Here is a 24,437-nt window from a genome sequence, read left to right on the forward strand (position 1 = left end):
GAAAAAGGGTGGGCGGAAGGAGCCGTTGTTCGGCTTGCCCGCGGCGCTCGCCGATCTGCGCCTGACCGCGGCGGACCGCATCCCCGGCGGCGACGACAAGCGGAAGAAATCGACGAAATCATCTGCCAAACGCAAGAGCGAGGATGCCGGCGACGAGGCGCCGCGCGAGCGCAAGGCGCCGGCCGGCCGCGGCGGCGCCAAGCGGCGATCCAAGTCGCGCCTCGGCGCTGGGCTCGGCCGCCTGGTCTATTGGGGCGCGGTGCTGGGCCTGTGGGGCGCGATTGCCGTGATCGGCGTCGTGGTCTATGTCGGCGCCCATCTGCCGCCGATCCAGTCGCTGGAAATCCCCAAGCGACCGCCGACGATCCAGATCGTCGGGATCGACGGCAGCATGCTGGCGCAGCGCGGCGAGATGGCCGGCGCCAACATCTCGCTGAAGGATCTGCCGCAATATCTGCCCAAGGCGTTCATCGCCATCGAGGACCGCCGCTTCTATTCCCATTTCGGCATTGACCCGATCGGCATCCTGCGCGCGCTCGTCACCAACGTCATGCATCGCGGCGTATCGCAGGGCGGCTCGACGCTGACGCAGCAGCTGGCGAAGAACCTGTTCCTGACCCAGGAGCGCACCATGCAGCGCAAGTTGCAGGAAGCGGAGCTCGCGATCTGGCTGGAGCGCAAGCATTCCAAGAACGAGATCCTGGAGCTCTATCTCAACCGCGTCTATTTCGGCTCCGGCGCCTATGGCGTCGAAGCCGCCGCGCAGCGCTATTTCGGCAAGTCGGCCAAGACCGTCACCGTCGCGGAAGCCGCGATGCTGGCCGGCCTCGTCAAATCGCCGTCGCGGCTCGCGCCGAACCGCAACCCCGAGGGCGCGGAAGCGCGCGCGAAAATCGTGCTCACGGCGATGGCGGATGCCAAATTCATCACCGAGGCGCAGGCGCAGGCCTCGATCGGCCAACCCTCCTACAATGTGAGGCCGGTCGGCGCCGGCACGGTCAATTACGTCGCCGACTGGATCGGCGAGGTGCTGGACGATCTGGTCGGCCAGATCGACGAGAGCATCAAGGTCGAGACAACGATCGACCCGAAGCTGCAGAGCGTGGCGGAAGCCGCCATCATCGACGAGCTGGCAGCCAAGAGCGTGAAGTTCAATGTCAGCCAGGGCGCGTTGGTGGCGATGACGCCTGACGGCGCGGTGCGCGCCATGGTCGGTGGGCGGAACTATTCCGACAGCCAGTACAACCGCGCCGTCACCGCCAAGCGCCAGCCAGGTTCGTCATTCAAGCCGTTCGTGTACCTGACCGCGCTCGAGCAGGGGCTGACGCCTGATACGGTCCGCCAGGATGCGCCGATCGAGGTCAAGGGCTGGAAACCTGAGAACTACACGCATGAATATTTCGGCGCGGTGACGCTGACCCAGGCGCTCGCGATGTCGCTCAACTCGGTCGCCATCCGCCTCGGCCTCGAGGTCGGGCCGAAGAACGTGGTGCGTACCGCGCACCGGCTCGGGATCTCCTCAAAACTCGAGCCCAACGCCTCGATCGCGCTCGGCACCTCCGAGGTCTCGGTGGTCGAGCTGGTCGGCGCCTATGCGCCCTTTGCCAATGGCGGCTTCGCGGCGACGCCGCATGTCGTCACGCGGATCAGGACGCTCAGTGGCAAGCTGCTCTACATGCGCCAGGCCGACGAGCACAACCAGGTGATCGACCCGCGCTATGTCGGCATGATGAACACCATGATGCGGGAAACGCTGATCAACGGCACCGCCAAGAAAGCGGAGATCCCGGGCTGGCCGGCGGCCGGCAAGACCGGCACCAGCCAGGACTACCGCGACGCCTGGTTCATCGGCTACACTGCCAACCTTGTCACCGGCGTGTGGCTCGGCAATGACGACAACTCGCCGACCAAGAAGGCGACCGGCGGCGGGCTGCCGGTCGAGGTCTGGTCCCGCTTCATGCGCGCGGCACACGACGGTGTGCCGGTGGCCGCCTTGCCGAATTCGCAAGCGAGCTGGGGCCTGTCGAACCTCGCGCAGGCAGCCTCGCAGGTGTCGCCGCCGACGGCAGCAGCGCCGGGACCGGCATCGGGCAGCAACAGCGGCTATCGCCCACCCCCCACGCGCGCCAATGCGCGACCGGAAGCGGCGGCAGGGCTCGACGGCTGGCTGATGGACCGGCTATTCGGCGGAAATCGCTAGGGTCGGCCCGAGATCCTGGTGACCTCAAAACAAAAAACGCGAAAACAACCCCATGCACAGTAGCCGGCCATGTCCGGCGCGATGCGCGGTGGATTGTGCGAAGGCTTTGATGCGGCAAGGCAAATAACGAACGCCGCGCAATCACCGCAGCGTATCGATGAGTCCGCGAAAACGCGCGGACGTCGCCGCATTCTCGACTGTCATTCCCCGCGACCCGGCTACGCCAAGGCTTCGCCGAGGTTGAGCTCCAGGGGCGCCGAAGCTTTTAGCGTAGGCGGCAGGCGGGGAATCCAGTACGCCGCCGCCTCTCGGTTCAATTACAACCGCCTCGGAATACTGGATCGCCCGGTCGAGCCGGGCGATGACAGCGTCAGATGGGGCTGGCAGCGCAGCCTAATCCTCGACCCCGTACCGGTGCAGATCATTGCCGTACGTGTCGAGCCACTTCTTGGCGCGCTCCATCGACGGGCAGGCTTTGCCGCAGACACGCCAGAATCGCGCCGAATGGTTCATCTCGATGAGATGCGCGACCTCGTGCGCGGCGAGATAGTCGAGCACGTAGGGCGGCGCGAGGATCAGGCGCCAGGAGAACGACAGCGAACCGGCCGAGGTGCAGGAGCCCCAGCGACTGGATTGATCGCGGATCGAGAGCCGCTTCACCTTGACGTCGAGGTCGGCGGCATAGGATTCCGCCGAGCGCTGAAGATCGCGGCGCGCCTCGCGCTTGAGGAAGTCGCTGACGCGACGGTCGGCATGCTCGGCGCCGCCGGCGACGCAGAGAATCCGTTCACCGCTGTCGCGCACTTCCGTCCACACCGTACCGCGCGTGCCGGCGCGATGAACGATGCGATGGGAAACGCCACGAAGCGGTATCACTGTGCCAGGCTGGAACGGCGCAGCCTTCGGCAAGCGACCGAGACGTGCCGCGATCCACGCGCCGTGGCGCTGCGCAAAGTCCTTTGCTTCGGCGAGCGTGCCGCGCGGCGGCATGGTGAGGATGGCTTCGCGATCGCTCGGATGAATTCTGAGCGTGTAGCGGCGCGCGCGGCGATGCCGGCGCAGTCGAATCGCAAAAAATTGCGATCCATGGGTGATCAGGAGGGTCTTCGGTTCGTGGGGCCGCCGATAGAGGAGCGCGCGAGTGGCCATGTCTGTCAGTCCGGGGGGCAGGAGGGCGCTCGGATTCTGCCATAACCGCCGCCAGGGAAAGCGCTCGGCGCAAAAACAAATCATTTGCCCAATATACAGGGGTCTGGCGTCCGGGAGACCCTACAGACTGGGGTTGGAACCGGCTTTTTTCGCCCTCGCTGGACGCATGCACCACCCCCAAGGGATGAGGTAAGACTCACTCCTACAAAGCTACCGCAATACCGCGAATCTGGAGGGAACTCGACCCTGCCGGAACCTCCGACAGGGCTTGGATTTTCGACGGGAAAGCCGAAAAACGCGATTATTCGGCCGCGAGAGCCTGTAACGAGCTCGGATTCGCCGCCGAGACCATGAAGTCATGGATGCGCGGCACGATTTCCGATTTGAAGCGCGAGCCGTTGAACACGCCGTAATGTCCGACGCCCTTCTGGACGTAATGAACGCGGCGATGATCGGGAATCGAGCTGCACAATGTGTGCGTCGCTTCGGTCTGACCGAGCCCGGAGATGTCGTCGTTCTCGCCTTCGACCGTCATCAACGCGACGCGCGTGACCTTCGAGGGATCGACGCGTGTTCCACGATGGGTCATCTCGCCCTTCGGCAGCGAGTGCTTCACGAACACGGTGTCGACCGTCTGCAGGTAATACTCGGCGGAGAGATCCATCACCGCGAGATATTCGTCGTAGAAGTCGCGATGCTTGTCGACGAGATCGCCGTCGCCCTTCACCAGATTGGCGAAGAGCTGCTTGTGGGCATCCATATGCCGGTCGAGATTCATGCTGATGAAGCCGTTGAGCTGCAAGAAGCCCGGATAGACGTCGCGCATCATCCCCGGATGCGGGAACGGCACCTTGGTGATGACGTGATTGCGGAACCAATCTATGCCGCGCTCCTGGGCGAGGTCGTTCACCCCGGTCGGGTTGCGACGGGTGTCGATCGGGCCGCCCATCAGCGTCATCGAGGTCGGCACGAAAGGATCGCGCTGCGCTTCCATGATCGAGACGGCGGCGACGACGGGAACGGAAGGCTGGCACACTGCCAGCACATGAGTGTTGCCGCCGAGGACATGCAGCATCTCGATGACATAATCGATGTAGTCGTCGAGATCGAAGCGGCCGTCGCTGAGTGGCACCATGCGGGCGTCGGCCCAATCGGTGATGTAGACTTCATGCGCCGGCAGGAAGGCTTCGACCGTGCCGCGCAACAGCGTCGCATAGTGGCCTGACATTGGAGCTACGATCAGCACGCGCGGCTGCGGGCTGCGCAAGGGACGCGCGAACTTGCGATCGAAGTAGAGCAGGCGGCAGAACGGCTTTTCCCAGACCGGGCGGACCTCGATGGGGACGCGGATGCCGTTGACCTCGGTGTCGTTGAGACCCCATTCCGGCTTGCCGTAGCGGCGCGTGGTGCGTTCGAACAATTCGCAGGCCGCGGCAACCGATTTGCCGACCTCGGTGCGCGCCCACGGGTTCAGCGGATTCTGAAACAGCAGCTTGGTCGCGTCGGTGACCGCACGCGCCGGATTGAGAGAGGCCTGCGCCATCTCGTACATCCAGTACATCGGCGTCGTCAGGACCGGACTGCCTTCAGCCGCCAGGGGCGGCGCGCCGCCAAACTCACCAATAGGCATCGCTAAATTCCTCTTCGCATCGCAACATACTGCCGAATGCGTAATATTGCGTCAATGCATGGCTCCGTACATCTACGTGGCCGAGGTGCCAAAACCGAGCTGAATCCACGAGAAAGTGACGTTATTCACCGCCTGACAGCAGCGAGCCCTGCATCCTGGCGCTGCGCAAAAGGGCAAGGAATGCCCCAAACGATGCAACCAGCAGCACTGCGTTGATGGCCAACGCACTCAGCATCAGATCGGTCCTGAAGGTGTTTTCGATCAGCAGCGCGCGCATCCCCTCGAACACGTAGGTCGGCGGCAGCGCCCACGCGACATATTGCAGCCAGACCGGCAGCACGCTGACGGGATAGTAGACGCAAGCGAGCGGCATGATCGCGAACATCAAGGTCCAGACGATGCTCTCGGCGCCAAGGCCGTTTCGCAGCACCAGGCCAGAGACGAAGATACCGACCGACCAGCTCGTGAAGATCAGATTGCAGAAGAACGCGATCAGCGGCAGGCCGAGCGCATAGACGTTGAAGTGAAACAAAAACAGCGCGAGCAGCGTCATCGGGATGACGCCGATCGCGAGCCGGATCAGGCTCATGATCATCAGCGACAGCAGAAACTCGATCGGCTTCAACGGGCTCATCATGAGATTGCCGAGGTTGCGCGCCCACATCTCTTCCAGGAACGAGATGGAGAAGCCGAGCTGGCCGCGAAACAGGATGTCCCAGAGGATGACGGCGCCGATCAGGGTGCCGCCGGCACGCGCGAAGAAATTTGCATTCTGCGCGATATAAAGCTGAAGAAAGCCCCAGGTGATGACTTGCAGCGCGGGCCAGTAGAGCAGCTCGAGCAGACGCGGCCAGGAGGACATCAGCAAATACCAATAGCGCAGGATCATCGCGCCGATGCGATGGACGGAAATGCCGCGATGGAGGGAAAGCTCGCTCATCGCACCGCCTCCTTCGCGCCGTTCACCCGGCCGCGCGCGACGTCCAAAAACACCTCTTCCAGCGTGGTACGGTTGTAGCGGGCCATGATGGCTTCGGGCGTGTCGTCGTCCTCGATACGGCCGCGCTTCATGATGATGACGCGGTCGCAGAGCCGCTCGACCTCGAGCATGTTGTGCGAGGCCAGGAGGATGGTGGCGTTGTTCGCCTTGCGATAGCGCTCCAGATGGCCCCGGACCCAGTCGGCCGTGTCAGGATCGAGCGAGGCGGTCGGCTCGTCCAGCAACAGCAACTCGGGCTGGTTGATCAGCGCCTTGGCAAGCGCAACGCGGGTCTTTTGCCCGGCAGAGAGCTTGCCGTTGGCGCGGTCGATGAAATCGGTGAGATCGAGATCGTCGGCGAGCTTCGCGATGCGACCAGCGAGATTCTTCACCGCATAGAGCTTGCCGAACACGGTGAGGTTTTGACGCACCGTGAGCCGCATCGGCATGTCGACATAGGGGCTTTCGAAATTCATCCGCCCCAGCACGGAAGCGCTTTCCTCGGACATCCGATGCCCGAGCACCTGCACACGGCCGGAGGTCGGTAGCACGAGGCCCATGATCGTCGCGATGGTCGTGGTCTTGCCGGCGCCGTTGCCGCCCAGAAGGCCGGTGATGCTGCCGCGCGAAAGCGAAAAGGAGATGTCGTCGACGGCGCGGGTCTGCTTGTAGACCTTGACGAGGTGATCGACCGCGATTGCCGCGGAGAGGCTGCGATCCGCGACAGTCGGCCGACTTGAAGCCTTGTCATTCTCGGTCATGCTGGGCGTTCTTCTGCTATTGCAGCGGAGAGCGCAAGGCTTGTAATCCGGTGGTTCCGCGAGCCGCGCGCTTGTGATCGAGAAGGCACCGCCCCATTGGCCGAAATGACCGAAATTGCCGCTTCCGACTTTCGCCCCGCGCAGCGGCATATCCGCCTGGACACGATCCTGCGGCTGCGCTGGCTCGCGGTGCTCGGCCAGCTCGCTGCGATCTTCATCGTGGCGCAAGGGCTGGAATTCAACGTCGAGATCGTCCCCTGCGTCAGCATCATCGCCCTGTCGGCGGCGCTCAATCTGGCGCTCCAGACCGTGTCCAATCCGCTGCAGCGGCTGGAGCCGATGCAGGCGGCCGGACTGCTCGCGCTCAACATCGTGGAGCTGGCGGGTCTCTTGTTCTTCACCGGCGGACTCCAGAACCCGTTCTCGTTCCTGTTCCTCGCGCCCGTGCTGATCTCGGCGACCGCCCTGCCGGCCCGCTTCACCTTCGGCCTCGGCGTGCTGGCTGTCGCCTGCGCCTCGGTCCTGTTCTTCTTCCATCTGCCGCTGCCCTGGGATTCCGACGATCCGCTGGTGCTGCCGCCGATCTATCTCGTCGGCGTCTGGCTCTCGATCGTGCTCGCGATCGGCGTCACCAGCCTCTACTCGTTCCAGGTGACCGAGGAAGCGCGGAAACTTGCGGACGCACTGGCCGCGACCGAGCTCGTGCTGACGCGCGAGCAGCATCTGACCCAGCTCGACGGCCTGGCTGCGGCCGCTGCGCACGAGCTCGGCACGCCGCTCGCGACCATCTTCCTGATCTCGCGCGAACTGGAAAAGACGGTGAAGGAGCCGAGTTTTGCCGCCGACCTGAAGACCCTGCGCGAGCAGACGCAGCGTTGTCGCGACATCCTGAGCAAGATCACCCAGCTCTCCTCCACCGGCGCGCCATTCGACCGCATGAAGCTGTCGGAGTTGATCGAGGAGGTGGTGGCGCCGCACCGCGATTTCGGCGTCGATATCAAGGTGCGGATCGCGGTCGCCATCGTGGCCGAGCCGGTCGGTTCGCGCAATCCGGCGATCCTCTACGGCGTCGGCAACATCGTCGAGAATGCGGTCGATTTCGCCCGCACCACGGTCGAGGTCAACGCGTGGTGGAACAAGGACACGATCGAGATCCTGATCTCCGACGACGGCCCCGGGATTCCGCCCGATATCCTGAACCGGATCGGCGAGCCCTATTTGTCACGGCGACGCAGCCAGGACGAAGGCGGCGGCCTCGGATTGGGCGTGTTCATCGCACGCACTTTGCTGGAGCGCACCGGCGCCAAAGTCTCGTTTACCAACCGGACCTTTCCGGAACACGGTGCGGTGGTCCAGATCACGTGGCTGCGAGAGCGTTTTGAGGCTATCGAGACCTTTGAAGAAACAATAGGATAGGCCGCGACCTTGCGTCGCACAACAGGGCCGATCGACTATTGGCGGCCTTGGCACCGCCCGATTGCGCCGCCATATGTAGACGCGCTGGAGAGAGGACGACACCTTGAACGCCATCGCCGAACTGAACGAACAGACCGACCGCTCGTTGCTGATCGTGGAGGACGACAAGCCGTTCCTGGAGCGATTGTCGCGCGCCATGGAAACGCGCGGCTTTGCGGTGACGTCCTGCGACACCGTCTCGGACGGTCTGGCGCAGATCGGCAAGGCGGCGCCGGCATTCGCCGTGGTGGATCTGCGGCTCGGCGACGGCAACGGTCTCGACGTTGTCTCGGCGCTGAAGAAGAAGCGCCCCGACGCCCGCGCGATCGTGCTGACCGGCTATGGCAACATCGCCACCGCCGTCACCGCGGTAAAGATGGGCGCGATCGATTATCTCTCCAAGCCTGCGGACGCCGACGACGTCGTCGCGGCGCTGCTCTCGACCGGCTCGGACAAATCCGAGTTGCCGGCGAACCCGATGTCGGCCGACCGCGTGCGCTGGGAACACATCCAGCGCATCTACGAGATGTGCAACCGCAACGTCTCGGAGACCGCGCGCAGGCTCAACATGCACCGGCGGACGTTGCAGCGCATTCTGGCCAAGCGCGCGCCGCGGTAATTCTGCCATCAACCATCCATCACCGTCATCCTGAGGTGCTCGCCTTGCAAAAGCAAGGCGAGCCTCGAAGGACGACGGCCCGGCTGCATCCCGGCCGTGCATCCTTCGAGGCTCCCCACCCCGCGCGTTGCGCGGCGTGGCTCGCACCTCAGGATGACGGGGCGGCAATTCGGACTTTGCGCTACTCCCAAAAATCCGCATGCCCCTGCGGATCGACCAGCCGGTTGATCCGCAGCGCCGCCGCCATGCCAAATCGCACCGTCATCTGCTTGCGCGTGGCCGCAGCGAGCTTGTGCTCGGGCGCCTCGCACTGCAGATGCGCGCCATAGGCATCCGCGATGATCAGGCCGGTGTCTTGCGGAAAGATCTCGCAAGGCAGATCCTGCGTGAAGGCAAAGAACAGCCGGTCGCAATGCGCGCGGTATTCGTGCCATTTCTGATCGGCGCGCAAATCCTCCACTGACGACTTGATCTCGACGATCCAGATCTCGCCGCGCTCGTTCAGGGCGACGAGATCGGCGCGCCGCCCCGACGGCAGCGGCAATTCGCTGATGCAGGTGAAGCCGAGCGAGCGGAGCAACCGCGCCGTGCCGCGCGCGATCGCCAGCGCCGTCTCGGATTGGCGGCGGTCCGGCGGCGGCACCAGGGTGATGTTGCGGGCGGGGTTGTCCATGGGGGGAGATTAGCCGATTCCTCCGTCGTCGTCCTGGCGAAAGCCGGGACCCATTACCCCAAGCGGCCGTTGGAGCACGAGCTGCTCACCACGCATCTTCGCCACACTGCTCCCTGGGGTAATGGGTCCTGGAGCAGCGCTCGCTCCGCTCGCTTGTCCAGGACGACGGCGGAGTGCGGAACCGCCCTCGCCCTCAACACTTATCACGCAGCCGCCGGCCCGGGCGGAGCATCGAGACCGCGGCGCATGATCGACGATCTCTGGTACAAGAACGCTGTCATCTATTGCCTGTCCGTCGGCACCTATATGGACGCCGACGGCGACGGCGTCGGCGATTTCAAGGGGCTCTTACGCCGGCTCGATTATCTGCACGGGCTCGGCATCACCACGATCTGGCTGATGCCGTTCCAGACCTCGCCGGGCCGCGACGATGGCTACGACATCGCCGACTATTACAGCGTCGATTCCCGCTACGGCACGCTCGGCGACTTCGTCGAGTTCGCCCATGGCTGCAAGCAGCGAGGCATCCGAATCATCATCGATCTCGTGGTCAACCACACCTCCGACCAGCATCACTGGTTCAAGGAGGCGCGGCGCGACAAGAAATCGCCCTACCGCGACTGGTATGTGTGGTCCGACAAGAAGCCGGCCGGCGCCAACAAGGGCATGGTGTTTCCCGGCGTGCAGAAGTCGACCTGGACGCGCGACAAGGAAGCCGGAGCGTATTACTTTCATCGCTTCTACGATTTCCAGCCCGATCTCAACACCTCGAACCCGCACGTGCAGGCCGAGATTCTCAAGATCATGGGCTTCTGGATCCAGCTCGGCGTCTCCGGCTTCCGCATGGACGCGGTGCCCTTCGTGATCGCGACCAAGGGCGCGAAGGTGAAGAAGCCAATCGAGCAGTACGACATGCTGCGCGCATTCCGCGAATTCCTGCAATGGCGGCAGGGCGACGCCATCATCCTCGCCGAGGCCAACGTGCTGCCGGAAACCGACTTGGAATATTTCGGCCGCGATGCCGACCGCATGCACATGATGTTCAACTTCCACGTCAACCAACATCTGTTCTATGCGCTGGCGTCGGGCGACTCGCGTCCGCTGGCGAAATCGCTGAAGGCGACCAAGCCGCGGCCGGCCACGGCGCAATGGGGCCTGTTCCTGCGCAATCACGACGAGCTCGATCTCGGCCGATTGACCAAGGCGCAGCGCGACATCGTCTTCAAGCGTTTCGGTCCGGACAAGGACATGCAGCTCTACGACCGCGGCATTCGCCGCCGCTTCGCGCCGATGCTGGGCGGGGACCGCAGGCGGCTCGAGCTCGCCTACAGCCTGATGTGCACGCTGCCGGGGACGCCCGTGATCCGTTACGGCGACGAGATTGCAATGGGCGACGATCTCTCATTGCCGGAGCGCAATTGCGCGCGCACGCCGATGCAATGGTCGACCGAGCCCCAGGGCGGCTTCACCAAGAGCGACAACCCGGCATGCCCCGTCATCGACAAGGGCCCTTACGGCTACGAGCACGTCAACGTCGCCAAACAGCGGCGCGATCCCAATTCAATGCTGAACTGGACCGAGCGCATCGTCCGCATGCGCAAGGAGGTGCCGGAGATCGGCTGGGGCGATTTCGCGATCATCGCGACGCGGGATCCCGCCGTGTTCATCATGCGCTACGACTGGCGCAACAATTCCGTGCTGTTCGTGCACAATCTCGACGAGAAGCCCCGCGAGATCGCATTTTCGGCGGGGCTGCCTGACGATGCCGGCGCACACCTGATCAATTTGCTCGCGGAAGACCACAGCCACGCCGACAAGCGCGGCCAGCACCGCATCGTGCTGGAGCCTTACGGTTATCGCTGGTACCGCGTCGGCGGGCTGGACTATCTGTTGAAGCGGAGTGATATCGACGGGATTACCGCGGGCAACAAGCATTCGGGATAATGTCGTCCCGGCGAAGGCTAAGAAGGCGGCGCGATGATCACGCCCTCATTGCCGCGCAAATCCAGCACCCCTTCGAGCCGCTCACCCTCGCGATCCAAAAACGTCGACAGCAATATCTCGCTGCCAAACCTTATCGCGCTGCTGGTGACCGCGATCGGCTCAGGACCGAGATTGAGCACCACGATCGCCGCCCTGCCCTCGGCCTCGCGGCGATAGACCAGCAGATCGCCTTGCGCCGCGATCGGATGATAGTCGCCCGCGACCAGCGGCGGACATGCCTTCCGCAACGCGATCAGGCGCTTGTACAGACTGAAGATCGAACGTGAATCGGCTTCGAGATTGACGACGTTTTCGCGGATATGATCCTCCGGCAGCGGCAGCCATGGCCTGACCTCCGAGAAGCCGGCGAAGTTGGAGGAATCCCATTGCATCGGCGTGCGGCAGCCGTCGCGGCCGACACCGATGCCGGGCACGTTCTTCTCGAAGGGATCGCGCACGTCCTCGGGGGCGATCGCGAGCTGATGCATGCCGATCTCGTCGCCGTAATAGAGCGTCGGCGTGCCGCGCAGCGTCAGCAGCAGCATGGCGGCGACGCGGGCCTGCTCCGGCCCGACGCGGCTTGCGACGCGCGGGCGATCGTGATTGCCGAGCACCCAGTTCGGCCAGGCGCCCTTCGGCAGCGCCTTCTCGTAATCCCCGACGATCTTCTCGATCGAGCGCGCGCTCCAGAAGGTCGAGAGCAGCGCGAAATTGAACGGCATCTGCGCGCCGGTGAGGTCGTTGCCGTAATAGGCCATCAGGCGATGCAGCGGCAGATAGATCTCGCCGATCAGCACGCGCGCCGCATACGCGTCGGTGACACGCCGCATCTCGGCGATGACGTCGTGCACCTCCGGCTGGTCGGTGGAATATTGCGTCAGGATCTTTTCGTTCGGCGGCCGGCCCTCGACATAATGCGGGTTTTGCGGATTGTCGCGGAACTCGGCATCCTTGATCAGGTGCCAGATCACGTCGACGCGAAAGCCGTCGACGCCCCTCTCCAGCCAGAACCGCATCACATCGTAGATCGACGCACGGACGTCAGGATTGCGCCAGTTGAGGTCCGGCTGCCGGGTGAGGAAGGCGTGGTAGTAGTATTGCCCGGTCGTCTCGTCGAACTGCCACGCGCTGCCGCCGAACTCGGACAGCCAATTGTTCGGCACGCCGCCACCCTCGCCCGGGTCGCGCCAGATGTACCAGTCGCGTCTGGGATTATCGCGCGAGGAACGGCTCTCGACGAACCAGGGATGCTGGTCCGAGGTGTGGTTCGGCACGAGATCGAGGATCAGCTTCAGGCCATTGTCGTGCGCGGCCGCAAGAAGCGCATCGAAATCCGCCATCGTGCCGAACAGCGGCTCGATGCCGGTATAGTCGGAGATGTCGTAGCCGAAATCGGCCATCGGCGACGGGAAGATCGGCGACAGCCAGATCGCGTCGACGCCCAGCGATTTCACATAAGGCAGCCGCCGGAGGATCCCGGCGAGATCGCCGACACCGTCACCGTCCGAGTCCTGAAACGAGCGCGGATAGACCTGATAGAAAATGCCGTCGCGCCACCAATTGTCACCGCCCTGAGCCATGCCGGAAAACCCATCCAAAAATCTGCCTCTCGCGCGAGAGAACGCGGAAGCAACGTCCCGGTTCAAACCAGCAGGCGAATTGGGACGGCCGTGTGACGGCGCCTGCGGCTGTTCCGGGCCCGGGGGCGAATCTTTTGCTTGGCGGCATGGCAAAAATCGGCATTGTGAGGCCCATGAGCGAGCAAAATGACAGTCAAGAGTCTCAACAAGCCAAGGCCGGCGCGATCATCGTTCCCGTGACGCTGTTCGAGCAGAATTGCACCATCATCTGGGACGAGCCTTCCAAGACCGCTGTGGTGATCGATCCCGGCGGCGACGTGCCGAAGATCCTGGACGCCATCAAGCAGACCGGCGTCACCGTGGAGAAGATCTGGCTGACGCACGGCCATATCGACCATGTCGGCGGCGCGGCTGAACTCCGCGATGCGCTGAAGGTGCCGATCGAGGGCCCGCATGTCGCGGACAAATTCCTGCTCGACAACGTGGTCGAGAGCGGCGCACGCTTCGGCATGACCGGGGGCCGCAATTTCGAGCCGGACCGCTGGTTAGAGGAGGGCGACACCGTGTCGATCGGCGGTCTCACGTTCGACATTTATCACTGCCCAGGCCATTCGCCGGGCAGCGTGGTGTTCTTCAACAAGGCGTTGCGTTTCGCTCATGTCGGCGACGTCTTGTTCGCAGGCTCGGTCGGACGCACCGATTTGCCCGGCGGCAGCCACGCGACCTTGATCGACTCGATCAAGACCAAGCTGCTGCCGCTCGGCGACGATGTCGGCTTCATCTGCGGCCATGGTGCGGGATCGAGCATCGGCCAGGAGCGGATGACTAATCCGTTCATCACCGGCGAAATGTAAGCCTTCTTTATTTGAGCATGATCCGATCGGAAAACCGCTTCACACTTTCCCGGATCATGCTCTACTCGGCGGCGTCCGCCAGCACCGCCACGTCACTGAGGTTACGCTCGCCCCATTGCCGGATCGCGGCGACGACCGGCACAAAGCTCTTGCCTTTGCGGGTGAGGCGATACTCGACCTTCGGCGGCACCTCGCCAAAATCCTTGCGGTCGATCAGGCCGCTCTCGGTCAGCGCCTTCAATTCGCGGCTCAGCACGCGCGGCGCGATCTCCGCGCTGCCTTCGGTGCCGCGCAGCAATCCGCTGCGGATCTCGCCATAGCGGCGCGGGCCGTCCTTGAGGTCCCAGACGATGCGCAGCTTGTACTTGCCGCTGATCATCTTCTGAAAGGCCGCGACCGGACAGCTGCGCGCCGGGGTTGCCTTCGCCCTTCCCTTGGCCATGTCGTCTCCTCCATGTTCGAAGAGGATAGGAGCGACGCTGAAAAAGTCCATACTATCAATTTTGTCCATACTTGCAGGATTGCATCCAGCACGCAGATGATGACGCATCATACGAACAGGGAGCCTCACATGAAGCACTTCATGATCAGATACGAATTCAAGGACGGCACGACGGAGGCCTGGCACCAGGAGATCGGCCGCTTCATCAAGGCGATCGACGGCGATCCGGAGCTGAAAGGTCGGATCGGCTATCGCGTCCTCAAGAACCGCGACGACGGCAGCTATTTTCACCTCGCCAGCGCCAGCGACGACGCAGCGCAAAAGACGCTGCAATCGCGCGACTTCTTCAAGGCCTATCAGGAGATGACGCGGAAGGTCGCCGGCGGCGAGGTGACGGTGACGCCGATCGAGTGGATCGGCGCGACGGCCTGAGTTATTTCATCAATCCCGCAGCAGTGAGCGCGCGCGTGATGATCTGGCCGAGATCGAAGCCGCGGGCCTCCTCGCGCTTCGGCTCGGCCGGCCCTTCGGCGACCGCAACGCGGATCGAGCGTGCCAGATGCGGCGCGGACGTCAGCGCCGGCTTCGCCTCCGCCTTCCTGGCCGCATCGGGGATCCAGCCGGTCAGGCCGAAGAATTTTGCGATGTGATAGGACGAGGAGATGCCGGCCTCGATCAGGAATGCGCCTTCCACACCATAGCGCTGGTCGTTGTCGGCAATGCCGAGCGGCGTGCCGTGCGCCATGTCGGTGATGGCGTAGGACTCGACGAGAGTCTCGCCGTCCTTGTTCCACCAGGCTTGGCGCGGATAACCGTCGACATTGGTTTCCGCCATCGGCACATCAGGCAGATCGTGCAGGTCGAGCCATTGCTTGACGATCTCGTTGGCATTGCCGGGATTGACGGTGCGGTCGGAGCTGCCGTGCCATACCGAGATCTTCGGCCAGGGCCCGCGATGATTCGAGGCCCGCCGCACCAGATCGCCGAGCTCGCGCGCGGGGCGCACCGGGGAATGAAACATGCCGTCGAGCGCCTCGCGCAGGTTCGTCGCGATGCCGTAGGGAAGACCCGCGATGACCGCGCCGGCCGCGAAGACTTCAGGGTAGGTCGCGAGCATTACCGACGTCATGCCGCCGCCGGCGGACAGGCCCGTGATGAAGATGCGCCTGGGATCGACGCGATGCGTTTCGATCATGTGCGCGATCATCTCGCGAATCGAACACGCCTCGCCGCTGTCCCGTGCAGTGTCTTCCGGATTGAACCAGTTGAAGCAGGTGTTGCCGTTGTTGATCCGCTGCTGTTCGGGCATCAGCAGCGCAAAGCCGTAGTGCTCGGCAAGCGTCGACCATCCGGCGCCGAGGTCGTAGCCCGCGGCCGTCTGGCCGCAGCCGTGCAGCACGACGACCAGGGCGCGCGGCTTCTGCAACTGCGCCGGCACGAACGCGAACAGGCGCAAGCCTCCGGGATTGTCGCCGAAACCGATCACCTCTTGCAGAGGGCTCGACGCATTCGCACTCCGGCCGAACTCAGCAAAGCGCAGACCATCCACCTTTGGCAGATGTCTCAAGAGACCGACATTTCTGGCGAGCGACACGGCAACTCCTGGCAGGCGACGTTCAACGTTTAGTCAAACCAGATAGTTGCTGCATTGCAAAATAAAAAGACCGTGCGCTGTCAATCTCGCGAAAATCGCGGGAAATCCCGCAGGAATCCGCGCGCATTAACCTCAATGCCTCAACTTCGTGCAGATGCGCGGCGCATCCACGCCAGAAATGCGGCGCAGATCATGATTAACGTCACAAACAGCGCGAGCGAGACGAGAAATCCTGCGCGCGCTGATTGCACGGTTTCGACGGCGAAGAAAACAGCGCCGATTGCGGCCACTCCGGCCGCATTTCCGATCTGCGCCGTGGTGCCGTACATCCCGGACGCCGAGCCTGCCGCAACGGGTTGGACTGTCGAAAGCACCGCGCCTGAGAGCGGCGCCATCACCAGCCCCTGGCCGTAGCCGAAGATGATCATGGTGAACGCGAGCAGGAGCGCAGACGGGGCATCGACAGAGAACGCGACAAGCGCGAGCGCTGCGAGGCCCGCGATCTGCAGCGCGCAGCCTTCGATCAACACCTTGGTGCCGCGCCGCCGCGCCCGCGTCCCGCTGTGGCGCGACGCCGCGACGAAAGCGAGTGCGAGCGGAATGAAGGCCATGCCGGCCCAGAGCGGCGGGATCTTCAATCCTCTCTGCATGAACAGCGTCATGACCAGATAAAACGAAAGGTTGGCGGCGAAGAAGAAGAAGGCCGCCCCGAGCCCGCGCAGAAAGGTCGTGTCCGCCAGCAGCGTGAGATCGATCAGCGGCATGCCGCCGGCGTGCGCAACGGCGTGCTCGAGCCTCAGGAAGGCCGCGAGGATCACGCCGCCGATCGCCATCACCACCCACAGCCACGGCGCCCAGCCGGCGTCATGGCCGAACAGCAACGGACCGATCAAGCACAGCAATCCCGCGAACAGAACGATACTGCCCGTGATATCGAGCCGCGTGCCGGCGCGACGCGGCACCGACGGCATGATGCGCCAGGCCGCAGAGGCGATGACGAGACCGCAGGGCACATTGACGAAGAACACCGAGCGCCAGCTGGTGCCGGCGAGATCGATCGTGACCAGAAGACCGCCGAGCAGGAAGCCCGCGGCGCCCGCGAGCCCCAGCACGATGCCGTAGATCGCGAAGGCACGGCTGCGCGATTCGTCGGTGAACAGCAGATGCAGCGTCGCCAGCACCTGCGGCACCATCAGAGCCGCGGTCGCGCCCTGCGCCAGCCGGGCGATGATCAGCCCCGCGCCTGACAGCGCGAGGCCGCACCACAGCGACGACAAAGTGAAGCCGAGTACGCCGGCCAGAAAGACGTTCCTGGTGCCGTGGATGTCGCCGAGCCGGCCGCCGGTGACGACCAGCGTGGCATAGGCGATCAAATAGATCGCGATGACGGATTCGATCTGCGCCGGCGACGCCTTCAGGTCGACCGCGATGGTGGGAATGGCGACGTTGACCACGAAGGCATCGACGCCGAACATGAACTGCGCGGCGACGACGATCGCCAGCACCCACCAGCGCCGCGACGAATCGATCTGCTTTGTGACGGTTTGATGCATCGGCGCGCGAACCTTCCGGCATTTGTTTGCGCTCGATGCTCTCAGATCGGCGTCATCCGCGCGATTACCTCGGAGGTAGGACTTGCCACCCCCTTGTCCCCTTGGCCCGATTGCTGCATGTCGGTTCCCGCTGGTCTCGTGGGGTTCGGAAGTCTTCCGATGTACGATTACGACATGGTGGTGATCGGCTCGGGCCCATCGGGGCGCCGGGCCGCGGTGCAATGTGCCAAGCTCGGCAAGGCCGTGCTGGTGGTGGAGAAGGGCCGGCGGGTCGGCGGCGTCTCCGTCCACACCGGCACGATTCCTTCCAAGACCCTGCGCGAGACCGTGCTCAATTTGTCCGGCTGGCGCGAGCGCGGCTTTTACGGCCGCTCCTACCGGGTGAAGCAGGACATCGTGGCCAGCGATTTGATGACCCGGCTGCAGAAGACGCTCGATCACGAGGTCGAGGTGCTCGAGCATCAATTCAGCCGCAATCTGGTGCGGACCGCCAATGGCGAGGCACGGCTGGTCTCGCCGCACGAGGTCGAGATCACGAGCGCGATCGGCGAGACCAAGGTGGTGTCGGCCGCCTTCATCCTGATTGCCTGCGGCACGCGCCCGTTCCGGCCCGACTACGTGCCGTTCGACGGTGCGACCGTGCTCGACAGCGACGAGATCATCGAGCTGCCCAAGCTGCCGCGCAGCCTGGCCGTGATCGGCGCCGGCGTGATCGGCGTCGAATATGCCACCATCTTCAGTGCGCTCGACGTGCCCGTGACGCTGATCGAACCGCGGCCGACCTTCCTTGATTTCATCGACAAGGAATTGATCGACGAGTTCATGCACGAATTGCGCGACCGCAACGTCGCGCTGCGGCTCGGCGCCAAGGTGAACTCGATCGAGAAGACCGCGCAAGGTAGCATCGTCACAAAGCTGTCCGACGGGCGGCACGTCACGACGGAGATGCTGCTGTTTGCCGCGGGCCGCGTCGGCGCCACCGACCGCCTTAACCTCGAGGCCGCCGGCATCGTTGTCGACCATCGCGGCCGCATCTCGGTCGATCCCGTGACCTTGCAGACCAGCGTGCCGCACATCTACGCGGCCGGCGACGTGATCGGCTTTCCAAGCCTTGCCTCGACATCGATGGAGCAGGGCCGGGTCGCGGCCTGTCACGCACTCGGCATGGAGCCGATGGCGCCGCCGGAGTTCTTTCCCTACGGCATCTATTCGGTGCCCGAAATCTCGACGGCCGGCCTGACCGAAGAGGAGGTGCGCACCCGCGGCATCCCCTACGAGGTCAGCATTGCGCGCTTCCGCGAGACCTCGCGCGGCCACATCATGGGGCTGAACAGCGGCATGATGAAGATGATCTTCTCGACCAAGACGCGTCGCCTGCTCGGCGTACATATTCTGGGCGAGGGCGCCACCGAGCTGATCCATATCGGCCAGGCCGTGCTCAATCTCAAAGGCACGATCGACTATTTCATCCAGAACACGTTCAACTATCCGACTCTGGCCGAGGCGTACAAGATCGCGGGCCTCGATGCGTGGAACAGGATGACGCGGTAGCGGCGCGCTTCATCTTGCCGCGCGCAGCAAAATTGGCGAGCAGTCCCTTCGCGGCCATCCTTCGAGACGCCGCTTCGCGGCTCCTCAGGATGAGGTCTGGTTTCGCGACGCGGTCTTAGACCCTCATGGTGAGGAGCCCGCAAAGCGGGCGTCTCGAACCATGCAGGCCGAGTACGTCGCAGTAGCGCCTCAACGCATGCCTGCATTCCGCTGCGCGGGACATCGTGCGATTGCCTTCGCTCTTCCCAGCACGTAGCTTCGCGCCACAAACGAACAAAAAATGAAAGCCGGAGAGAACGCCATGGCGCGCCTGAAGTTCGGAGCCTTCCTTGCCCCGCATCACCCGATCGGGGAGCATCCGATGCTCCAGTTCCGGCGCGATCTCGACCTGGTCGAGCAGCTAGATAGCCTCGGCTATGACGAGTTCTGGTGCGGCGAGCATCATTCCTCCGGCTGGGAGATGATCGCTTCGCCCGAGATGTTCCTGGCCGCGGCCGGCGAGCGCACCAAGCGGATCAAGCTCGGCACCGGCGTGGTGTCGCTGCCCTATCACCATCCCTACAACGTCGCGCAGCGCATGGTGCAGCTCGACCACATGACCGGCGGCCGCGCGATCTTCGGCTCCGGTCCCGGCGCGCTCGCCTCCGACGCGCATACGCTCGGCATCGATCCGATGACGCAGCGCGACCGCCAGGACGAGGCGATCAGCGTGATCCGCCGCCTCTTCAGCGGCGAGCGCGTCACGGCGAAGAGCGACTGGTTCACCATGAACGACGCCGCGCTGCAGATCCTGCCGCTGCAGGAAGAGATGCCGTTCGTGGTGGCCTCGCAGATCTCGCCCTCCGGCATGACGCTCGCCGGCAAATACGGCATCGGCATCATCTCGCTGGGTTCGATGACGACGCAGGGCCTGATGTCGCTCCAGCAGCAATGGCAGTTCGCCGAGGACGCGGCGAAAAAGCACGGCACCACGGTCAACCGCGCCGACTGGCGCGTGCTCCTGAGCTTTCACATCGCCGAGACCCGCGAGCAAGCGCGCCGCGAGGCCGGCGCCGGGCTGATGCGCTGGCACAACGAATATAATGTCGGCACGCTGCAACGGCCCGGCCTCACCGCGTTCGCCTCGCCCGACGAGGCCGTGGACAAGACCGCCTTCGTCGAAGGCGCGGCCTCCACCATCGGCACGCCCGACGATCTCGTCAAAACCATCAAGAACGTGATGCAGGTCTCCGGCGGCGTCGGCGCCGTCATCGGCTTCGTGCACGACTGGGCCAACCTGGAAGCCACGCGCCGGAGCTGGGACATGGTCGCGCGCTATGTCGTGCCGGAGATCAACGGCTACATCGACGGCCTGCGCAAGTCGCAAAAATTCGTGATCGAGAACCGCGCGATCTTCGAACGCGCGGGCCAGGCCGTGATGGCCAAGATCATGCAGAACGAGAAGGCCGCCGAGGCGCTGAAGGTGACCGGCCCCGGCCGCGTCGCCATTCCCGCCGTCAACGCCCCGGATTTGCAGAAGGAAGCAGCGAAGCGATAGGTTCAGCGCCCGCCCGGACCTCGGCGAACGCCTCGTCCTTCGAGACGACCGCTCCGCGGTCTCCTCAGGATGAGGCTAAGCGGCACCGGAGTCCGTTGAAACTGCTGCCGCACACTCTGTCCTCATCCTGAGGGCCCGCCAAGGGCGGGCGTCTCGAAGGATGGCCGCAGAGAAGCACCGGCGCATCAGCGGACCCGGATTTGTGTTATGTTGGGTCTAGCCAACCGGAGCAATCGTCATGTCGATGCAGAATGTGGCCGCCCCTGCGCTCGGCTTCACCGCGCCCAAGCGCAACGAGCTGACACACATCCCCGGCGACGAAGGCTGGCCGATCATCGGCAAGACCTTTCAGGTGCTCGCCGACCCCAAGGGCCATATCGAGGCGAACGGCGCCAAATACGGCCCGGTCTACCGCACCCATTTTTTCGGCGAGACCAATGTCGTGCTGCTTGGCCCCGAAGCCAATGAGCTCGTGCTGTTCGACCAGCAAAAGCTGTTCTCTTCGACCCATGGCTGGAACAAGGTGCTCGGCCTGTTGTTTCCGCGCGGATTGATGCTGCTGGATTTCGACGAGCACCGGCTGCATCGCAAGGCGCTGTCGGTCGCGTTCAAGTCCGGACCGATGAAGTCCTATCTGAGCGATCTCGACCGTGGCATTGCGGCGCGCGTCGCGCAGTGGAAGGCCAAGCCCGGCGAGATGCAGCTTTATCCGGCGATGAAGCAGCTCACGCTCGATCTCGCCGCGGCGTCCTTTCTCGGCGCCGATATCGGGCCGGAGGTCGACGAAATCAACCGCGCCTTCGTCGACATGGTCGCCGCCGCCGTCGCCCCGATCCGCCGTCCGCTGCCCGGCACACAGATGGCGGCCGGCGTCAGGGGCCGCAAGCGCATCGTCGCCTATTTCCGCCAGCAGATTCCGCTGCGACGCGGCAATCACGGCGGCGATGACCTGTTCTCGCAGCTCTGCCGCGCAACCCACGAGGATGGCGCGCTGCTCTCGGAACAGGACATCATCGACCACATGAGCTTCCTGATGATGGCGGCCCACGATACGCTGACCTCGTCGCTGACGTCCTTCATCGGCGAGCTCGCCGCAAATCCCGACTGGCAGGACAGACTGCGCGCGGAGGTCATGGCGCTGGGGCTCGCCCCTGATGCGCCAAGTAGCTTCGACGATCTGGAAAAGATGCCGCTGTCGGAGATGGCGTTCAAGGAAGCACTGCGGCTCAAGCCACCGGTGCCCTCGATGCCGCGCCGCGCCATGCGCGATTTCACCTTCAAGGGCTTTACGATTCCCGCCGGCACCGCGGTCGGCGTCAACCCGCTCTACACCCATCACATGAAGGACATCTGGCCGGAGCCGGATCGCTTCGATCCCTCTCGCTTCACCGAAGAGGCCCAACGCAACCGCCACCGCTTCGCCTGGGTGCCGTTCGGCGGCGGCGCGCATATGTGCCTCGGCCTGCACTTCGCCTACATGCAGGCGAAATGCTTCGCGCGGCACTTCTTGCAGAACATCGAGGTGTCGCTGGAGCCGGGTTACAAGCCGGACTGGCAGATGTGGCCGATCCCGAAGCCGCGGGACGGGCTGCGGGTGCGGGTCAAGGCGGTCTAAATCGCGATGAAATGAGGATGAATCATCATCGCGCTTTAGGTTGTTGTTTGAGCATGATCTTTTCGGAAAACCGCTTCGCACTTTTCCGGATCATGCTTTAGCGCTCCACTCTCGTATCCCGGACGCGCGAAGCGCGAGCCGGGACCCAGAATCGTGAGACACGTTCCGTGCGAGAGATGGGCCCCGGCTCTGCAGCGCACCGCTTAAGGAGCGCTGCGCTGCGTCCGGGGCACGAGGACCTACTTCCTACGCCCCCTGATCGAACGCCTTGCGCAGGGCCACGTAACCCTGCTGTTGCTGGCTCCAGTTGCGGCCGCCGGTCATCGCGCCGTCGATGACGAGGTCATGGCCGTTGATGAAGCTGGATTCGTCGCTGGCCAGGAACACCGCGGCATGGGCGATGTCATCAGGGAGGCCGGCGCGCGGGATCGGCTGCGCGGTCTTGTAGACCTCGCGCATCACCGCCGGCGTCTTCTCCGCCGCATCGGTCGAAAGTCCGAGCGCCTTGCCGAAAATGCCGGTCGCGATGGCGCCGGGGGAGATCGAGTTGACGCGCACGTTGGACTCGCCGAGTTCCATCGCCACGCATTTGGTGAGATGGATCACCGCCGCCTTGGCCGCACCATAGACCATCGAGGACGAGAAGCCGGCGAGACGGCCGGCGATGCTGCCATTGTTGATGATGCTGCCAAAACCCTGCGTCTTCATGGTGGGCGCGGCGTGCTTCATGCCGAGCATGACGCTGCGCACCAAGGTCGCCATCGCCGCGTCGAAGCGCTCGACCTCGAGGCCTTCGATGCCGCCGGTCTGCGCCGGGCCGCCGGCATTGTTGAACAGGCAGTCGATGCGGCCAAATTTGTCCATCGCGAGCGCGATCAGCGCCTGCATCTGCGCTTCGACCGTCACATCCGTCTGGCGGAAGACGCAAGTCGCTCCGAGCTGCTTCGCCAGCGCCTCGCCTTCCGGTACACGCCGGCCCGCGATCACAATTTTGGCACCTTCGGCAACGAAGACTTCCGCAGTCCGCAACCCGATCCCGCTTGTCGCGCCCGTGATCACCGCGACCTTGCCGTCCAGCCTGCCCATGGAATGTCCCTGTTTTCAAACCCCTTGACGCCAAATGGCGGACACCGATCGATGACGGCGCCGCGACAGTCGGCGCCGCAGCAGGCACTATTCCTGCCGACTCCCGACAAGGCAAGCTTTGCTTGCGCCGACGACATGCGTAACATTCCTGGCGACCGCTCGATTGTCGAACGCATATCGCGACCGGACTGCGCATGGGGAAGCTGATCGACGAATTCCGCAAGGGCTGGCAGGGCGTGGCGCCGCCATCGCTCGGCCTGAGCCTTGCGTTTGCGGTCGCCTGCCTGCTGGTTGCGACGCTGGCGCGCTGGGGTCTCGCCCATGTGCGGCCCGACGTCTATTTCACGCCGTACTTCCCGGCCGTGTTCTTTGCGGGCGCGTTCGGCGGCTTCCGCATCGGCATCATCACGGCGCTGGTCGGCGGCGTGCTCGGCGTCGTCGTGAATTTCGGCGATGCTTTTGCCGATCACGCGCGATTCGCCCTGCTGGCGCTCTATTGGGCGGTCTGCGCGCTCACCATCTGGGGCGTCGAGCACTATCGCTCGCTCCTCGTCGAGCAGCGCCGGATTTCCAGACGCCTGATCGAGGAAGAAGACTATCGCAAGCTGCTGGTCGACGAGCTCCAGCACCGGCTGAAGAACAAGCTGTCGACGGTGCATGCCGTGCTGCACCAGGTGCTGTACGACCAGCCGCAGATCTGGGCCCGGATCGATCCGAGGCTGCGGTCGCTGGCCACGACCGACGATTTGATCTCGCGGATCGACAAGGCGGGCTGCGACATCCGCGATCTCCTGATCGCCGAGCTCGGGCCGTATGGCCATGTCCGCTTCACGCTCAACGGCGAACGGCTGTTCCTGCGGCCGAAGCTTGCGGTCACGCTGTCATTGATGTTTCACGAGCTCGCCACCAACGCGGGCAAATATGGCGCGTTCTCCGCGCCGCGCGGATTGTTGCAGGTGTCATGGACTGTCAGCGACGACCGTCTGACCGTCACCTGGGATGAAACCGAGGGCCCGAGCGTCGACAAGGTCTCCGAGCCGGGTTTCGGCACCAAGCTGTTGAAGTCGGCGCTGTCGGCCTTCGACGGCAAGACCGAGGTCACTTATCTCAGGACCGGACTTCATTGCATCATGCAATGCCGTATCCCCAAAAGCGATTAGACACAGCGCAAACGAA

The 24,437-nt window shown here is 64.0% G+C and carries 20 protein-coding genes; 10 read left to right on the forward strand and 10 right to left on the reverse strand.

Features of this window, described 5'->3' with window-relative positions; translation table 11 throughout:
- Positions 1-2,200 (forward strand): transglycosylase domain-containing protein (locus tag QCM77_RS29735; RefSeq protein ID WP_279685966.1); only part of this gene is annotated, 2,200 nt, incomplete at its 5' end.
- Between the two features lie 393 nt (positions 2,201-2,593).
- On the opposite strand, the gene QCM77_RS29740 is transcribed toward QCM77_RS29735, so the two are convergent.
- The 4 genes from QCM77_RS29740 to QCM77_RS29755 all read right to left on the reverse strand — a co-directional run bounded on the left by QCM77_RS29740 (position 2,594) and on the right by QCM77_RS29755 (position 6,719).
- Positions 2,594-3,433, reverse strand: a complete 840-nt coding sequence (locus QCM77_RS29740; protein WP_279685967.1) for a M48 family metallopeptidase — start codon at positions 3,431-3,433, stop codon at positions 2,594-2,596.
- A gap of 217 nt (positions 3,434-3,650) precedes the next feature.
- Positions 3,651-4,979 carry a polyhydroxyalkanoate depolymerase gene (locus QCM77_RS29745; RefSeq protein ID WP_279666337.1) on the reverse strand — a complete coding sequence of 443 codons (1,329 nt, stop codon included), beginning with the start codon at positions 4,977-4,979 and terminating at the stop codon, positions 3,651-3,653.
- Between the two features lie 121 nt (positions 4,980-5,100).
- Entirely contained in the window at positions 5,101-5,919 is an 819-nt protein-coding gene (locus QCM77_RS29750) for an ABC transporter permease (protein WP_279685968.1), read from the reverse strand.
- Entirely contained in the window at positions 5,916-6,719 is an 804-nt protein-coding gene (locus QCM77_RS29755; RefSeq protein ID WP_279685970.1) for an ABC transporter ATP-binding protein, read from the reverse strand. The genes QCM77_RS29750 and QCM77_RS29755 overlap by 4 nt, the downstream gene beginning before the upstream one ends.
- A 105-nt stretch (positions 6,720-6,824) precedes the next feature.
- On the opposite strand from QCM77_RS29755, the gene QCM77_RS29760 reads away from it, so the two are divergent.
- Positions 6,825-8,135, forward strand: coding sequence for an ActS/PrrB/RegB family redox-sensitive histidine kinase (locus tag QCM77_RS29760; protein ID WP_279666333.1), 1,311 nt, complete (start codon positions 6,825-6,827; stop codon positions 8,133-8,135).
- 103 nt (positions 8,136-8,238) lie between these two features.
- Positions 8,239-8,793, forward strand: coding sequence for an ActR/PrrA/RegA family redox response regulator transcription factor (locus QCM77_RS29765; protein WP_211395226.1), 555 nt, complete (start codon positions 8,239-8,241; stop codon positions 8,791-8,793).
- Positions 8,794-8,974: 181 nt separating this feature from the next.
- Here QCM77_RS29765 and QCM77_RS29770 read toward each other — a convergent pair whose 3' ends face one another.
- Positions 8,975-9,466: an MmcB family DNA repair protein gene (locus tag QCM77_RS29770; protein ID WP_279685971.1), complete on the reverse strand. Its 492-nt coding sequence runs from the start codon at positions 9,464-9,466 to the stop codon at positions 8,975-8,977.
- 246 nt (positions 9,467-9,712) lie between these two features.
- On the opposite strand from QCM77_RS29770, the gene QCM77_RS29775 reads away from it, so the two are divergent.
- A complete protein-coding gene (locus tag QCM77_RS29775; protein ID WP_279685972.1) occupies positions 9,713-11,410 on the forward strand; it encodes an alpha-amylase family protein in 1,698 nt (565 codons plus the stop codon).
- Between the two features lie 17 nt (positions 11,411-11,427).
- On the opposite strand, the gene QCM77_RS29780 is transcribed toward QCM77_RS29775, so the two are convergent.
- On the reverse strand, positions 11,428-13,029 hold the full coding sequence (locus QCM77_RS29780) for an alpha-amylase family glycosyl hydrolase (RefSeq protein WP_279685973.1): 1,602 nt from the start codon (positions 13,027-13,029) through the stop codon (positions 11,428-11,430).
- 173 nt (positions 13,030-13,202) lie between these two features.
- On the opposite strand from QCM77_RS29780, the gene QCM77_RS29785 reads away from it, so the two are divergent.
- A complete protein-coding gene (locus QCM77_RS29785) occupies positions 13,203-13,883 on the forward strand; it encodes an MBL fold metallo-hydrolase (RefSeq protein ID WP_279685975.1) in 681 nt (226 codons plus the stop codon).
- A gap of 61 nt (positions 13,884-13,944) precedes the next feature.
- On the opposite strand, the gene QCM77_RS29790 is transcribed toward QCM77_RS29785, so the two are convergent.
- The gene (locus QCM77_RS29790) at positions 13,945-14,325 is read right to left on the reverse strand and encodes a winged helix-turn-helix transcriptional regulator (protein ID WP_279666325.1); all 381 of its coding nucleotides are present in this window, start codon (positions 14,323-14,325) and stop codon (positions 13,945-13,947) included.
- Between the two features lie 129 nt (positions 14,326-14,454).
- Between QCM77_RS29790 and QCM77_RS29795 the strand changes: the two genes are divergently transcribed.
- Entirely contained in the window at positions 14,455-14,757 is a 303-nt protein-coding gene (locus tag QCM77_RS29795; RefSeq protein ID WP_279666323.1) for a hypothetical protein, read from the forward strand.
- A gap of 1 nt (position 14,758) precedes the next feature.
- Here the strand turns inward: QCM77_RS29795 and QCM77_RS29800 are convergent, their stop codons facing one another.
- Together QCM77_RS29800 and QCM77_RS29805 are read right to left on the reverse strand one after the other, a co-directional pair.
- A complete protein-coding gene (locus tag QCM77_RS29800) occupies positions 14,759-15,919 on the reverse strand; it encodes an extracellular catalytic domain type 1 short-chain-length polyhydroxyalkanoate depolymerase (protein WP_279685977.1) in 1,161 nt (386 codons plus the stop codon).
- A 140-nt stretch (positions 15,920-16,059) separates the two neighbouring features.
- Positions 16,060-17,472, reverse strand: coding sequence for an MFS transporter (locus QCM77_RS29805; RefSeq protein ID WP_279685979.1), 1,413 nt, complete (start codon positions 17,470-17,472; stop codon positions 16,060-16,062).
- 159 nt (positions 17,473-17,631) lie between these two features.
- Between QCM77_RS29805 and sthA the strand changes: the two genes are divergently transcribed.
- The 3 genes from sthA to QCM77_RS29820 all read left to right on the forward strand — a co-directional run bounded on the left by sthA (position 17,632) and on the right by QCM77_RS29820 (position 22,175).
- On the forward strand, positions 17,632-19,023 hold the full coding sequence (gene sthA, locus QCM77_RS29810) for a Si-specific NAD(P)(+) transhydrogenase (protein WP_279686010.1): 1,392 nt from the start codon (positions 17,632-17,634) through the stop codon (positions 19,021-19,023).
- 301 nt (positions 19,024-19,324) lie between these two features.
- Positions 19,325-20,560, forward strand: coding sequence for an LLM class flavin-dependent oxidoreductase (locus tag QCM77_RS29815; protein WP_279685980.1), 1,236 nt, complete (start codon positions 19,325-19,327; stop codon positions 20,558-20,560).
- Between the two features lie 238 nt (positions 20,561-20,798).
- Positions 20,799-22,175 carry a cytochrome P450 gene (locus tag QCM77_RS29820; RefSeq protein ID WP_279666317.1) on the forward strand — a complete coding sequence of 459 codons (1,377 nt, stop codon included), beginning with the start codon at positions 20,799-20,801 and terminating at the stop codon, positions 22,173-22,175.
- Positions 22,176-22,421: 246 nt separating this feature from the next.
- Here the strand turns inward: QCM77_RS29820 and QCM77_RS29825 are convergent, their stop codons facing one another.
- Positions 22,422-23,261, reverse strand: coding sequence for an SDR family NAD(P)-dependent oxidoreductase (locus tag QCM77_RS29825; RefSeq protein WP_279666316.1), 840 nt, complete (start codon positions 23,259-23,261; stop codon positions 22,422-22,424).
- A gap of 194 nt (positions 23,262-23,455) precedes the next feature.
- Between QCM77_RS29825 and QCM77_RS29830 the strand changes: the two genes are divergently transcribed.
- Entirely contained in the window at positions 23,456-24,421 is a 966-nt protein-coding gene (locus QCM77_RS29830) for a sensor histidine kinase (protein ID WP_279666314.1), read from the forward strand.
- Positions 24,422-24,437: the final 16 nt, after the last annotated feature.

The organism is Bradyrhizobium nivariense (genome assembly GCF_029846695.2).
In the GTDB taxonomy this organism is placed as follows: Bacteria; Pseudomonadota; Alphaproteobacteria; order Rhizobiales; family Xanthobacteraceae; genus Bradyrhizobium.

Excerpts from the sequence above, each read along its gene's own strand:
- QCM77_RS29740 (WP_279685967.1), bottom strand. The coding sequence starts at position 3,433 with ATGATTTGTTTTTGCGCCGAGCGCTTTCCCTGGCGGCGGTTATGGCAG.
- QCM77_RS29745 (WP_279666337.1), bottom strand. The coding sequence starts at position 4,979 with ATGCCTATTGGTGAGTTTGGCGGCGCGCCGCCCCTGGCGGCTGAAGGC.
- QCM77_RS29750 (WP_279685968.1), bottom strand. The coding sequence starts at position 5,919 with ATGAGCGAGCTTTCCCTCCATCGCGGCATTTCCGTCCATCGCATCGGC.
- QCM77_RS29755 (WP_279685970.1), bottom strand. The coding sequence starts at position 6,719 with ATGACCGAGAATGACAAGGCTTCAAGTCGGCCGACTGTCGCGGATCGC.
- QCM77_RS29760 (WP_279666333.1), top strand. The coding sequence starts at position 6,825 with ATGACCGAAATTGCCGCTTCCGACTTTCGCCCCGCGCAGCGGCATATC.
- QCM77_RS29770 (WP_279685971.1), bottom strand. The coding sequence starts at position 9,466 with ATGGACAACCCCGCCCGCAACATCACCCTGGTGCCGCCGCCGGACCGC.
- QCM77_RS29775 (WP_279685972.1), top strand. The coding sequence starts at position 9,713 with ATGATCGACGATCTCTGGTACAAGAACGCTGTCATCTATTGCCTGTCC.
- QCM77_RS29780 (WP_279685973.1), bottom strand. The coding sequence starts at position 13,029 with ATGGCTCAGGGCGGTGACAATTGGTGGCGCGACGGCATTTTCTATCAG.
- QCM77_RS29785 (WP_279685975.1), top strand. The coding sequence starts at position 13,203 with ATGAGCGAGCAAAATGACAGTCAAGAGTCTCAACAAGCCAAGGCCGGC.
- QCM77_RS29790 (WP_279666325.1), bottom strand. The coding sequence starts at position 14,325 with ATGGCCAAGGGAAGGGCGAAGGCAACCCCGGCGCGCAGCTGTCCGGTC.
- QCM77_RS29795 (WP_279666323.1), top strand. The coding sequence starts at position 14,455 with ATGAAGCACTTCATGATCAGATACGAATTCAAGGACGGCACGACGGAG.
- QCM77_RS29805 (WP_279685979.1), bottom strand. The coding sequence starts at position 17,472 with ATGCATCAAACCGTCACAAAGCAGATCGATTCGTCGCGGCGCTGGTGG.
- sthA (WP_279686010.1), top strand. The coding sequence starts at position 17,632 with ATGTACGATTACGACATGGTGGTGATCGGCTCGGGCCCATCGGGGCGC.
- QCM77_RS29815 (WP_279685980.1), top strand. The coding sequence starts at position 19,325 with ATGGCGCGCCTGAAGTTCGGAGCCTTCCTTGCCCCGCATCACCCGATC.
- QCM77_RS29820 (WP_279666317.1), top strand. The coding sequence starts at position 20,799 with ATGTCGATGCAGAATGTGGCCGCCCCTGCGCTCGGCTTCACCGCGCCC.
- QCM77_RS29825 (WP_279666316.1), bottom strand. The coding sequence starts at position 23,261 with ATGGGCAGGCTGGACGGCAAGGTCGCGGTGATCACGGGCGCGACAAGC.
- QCM77_RS29830 (WP_279666314.1), top strand. The coding sequence starts at position 23,456 with ATGGGGAAGCTGATCGACGAATTCCGCAAGGGCTGGCAGGGCGTGGCG.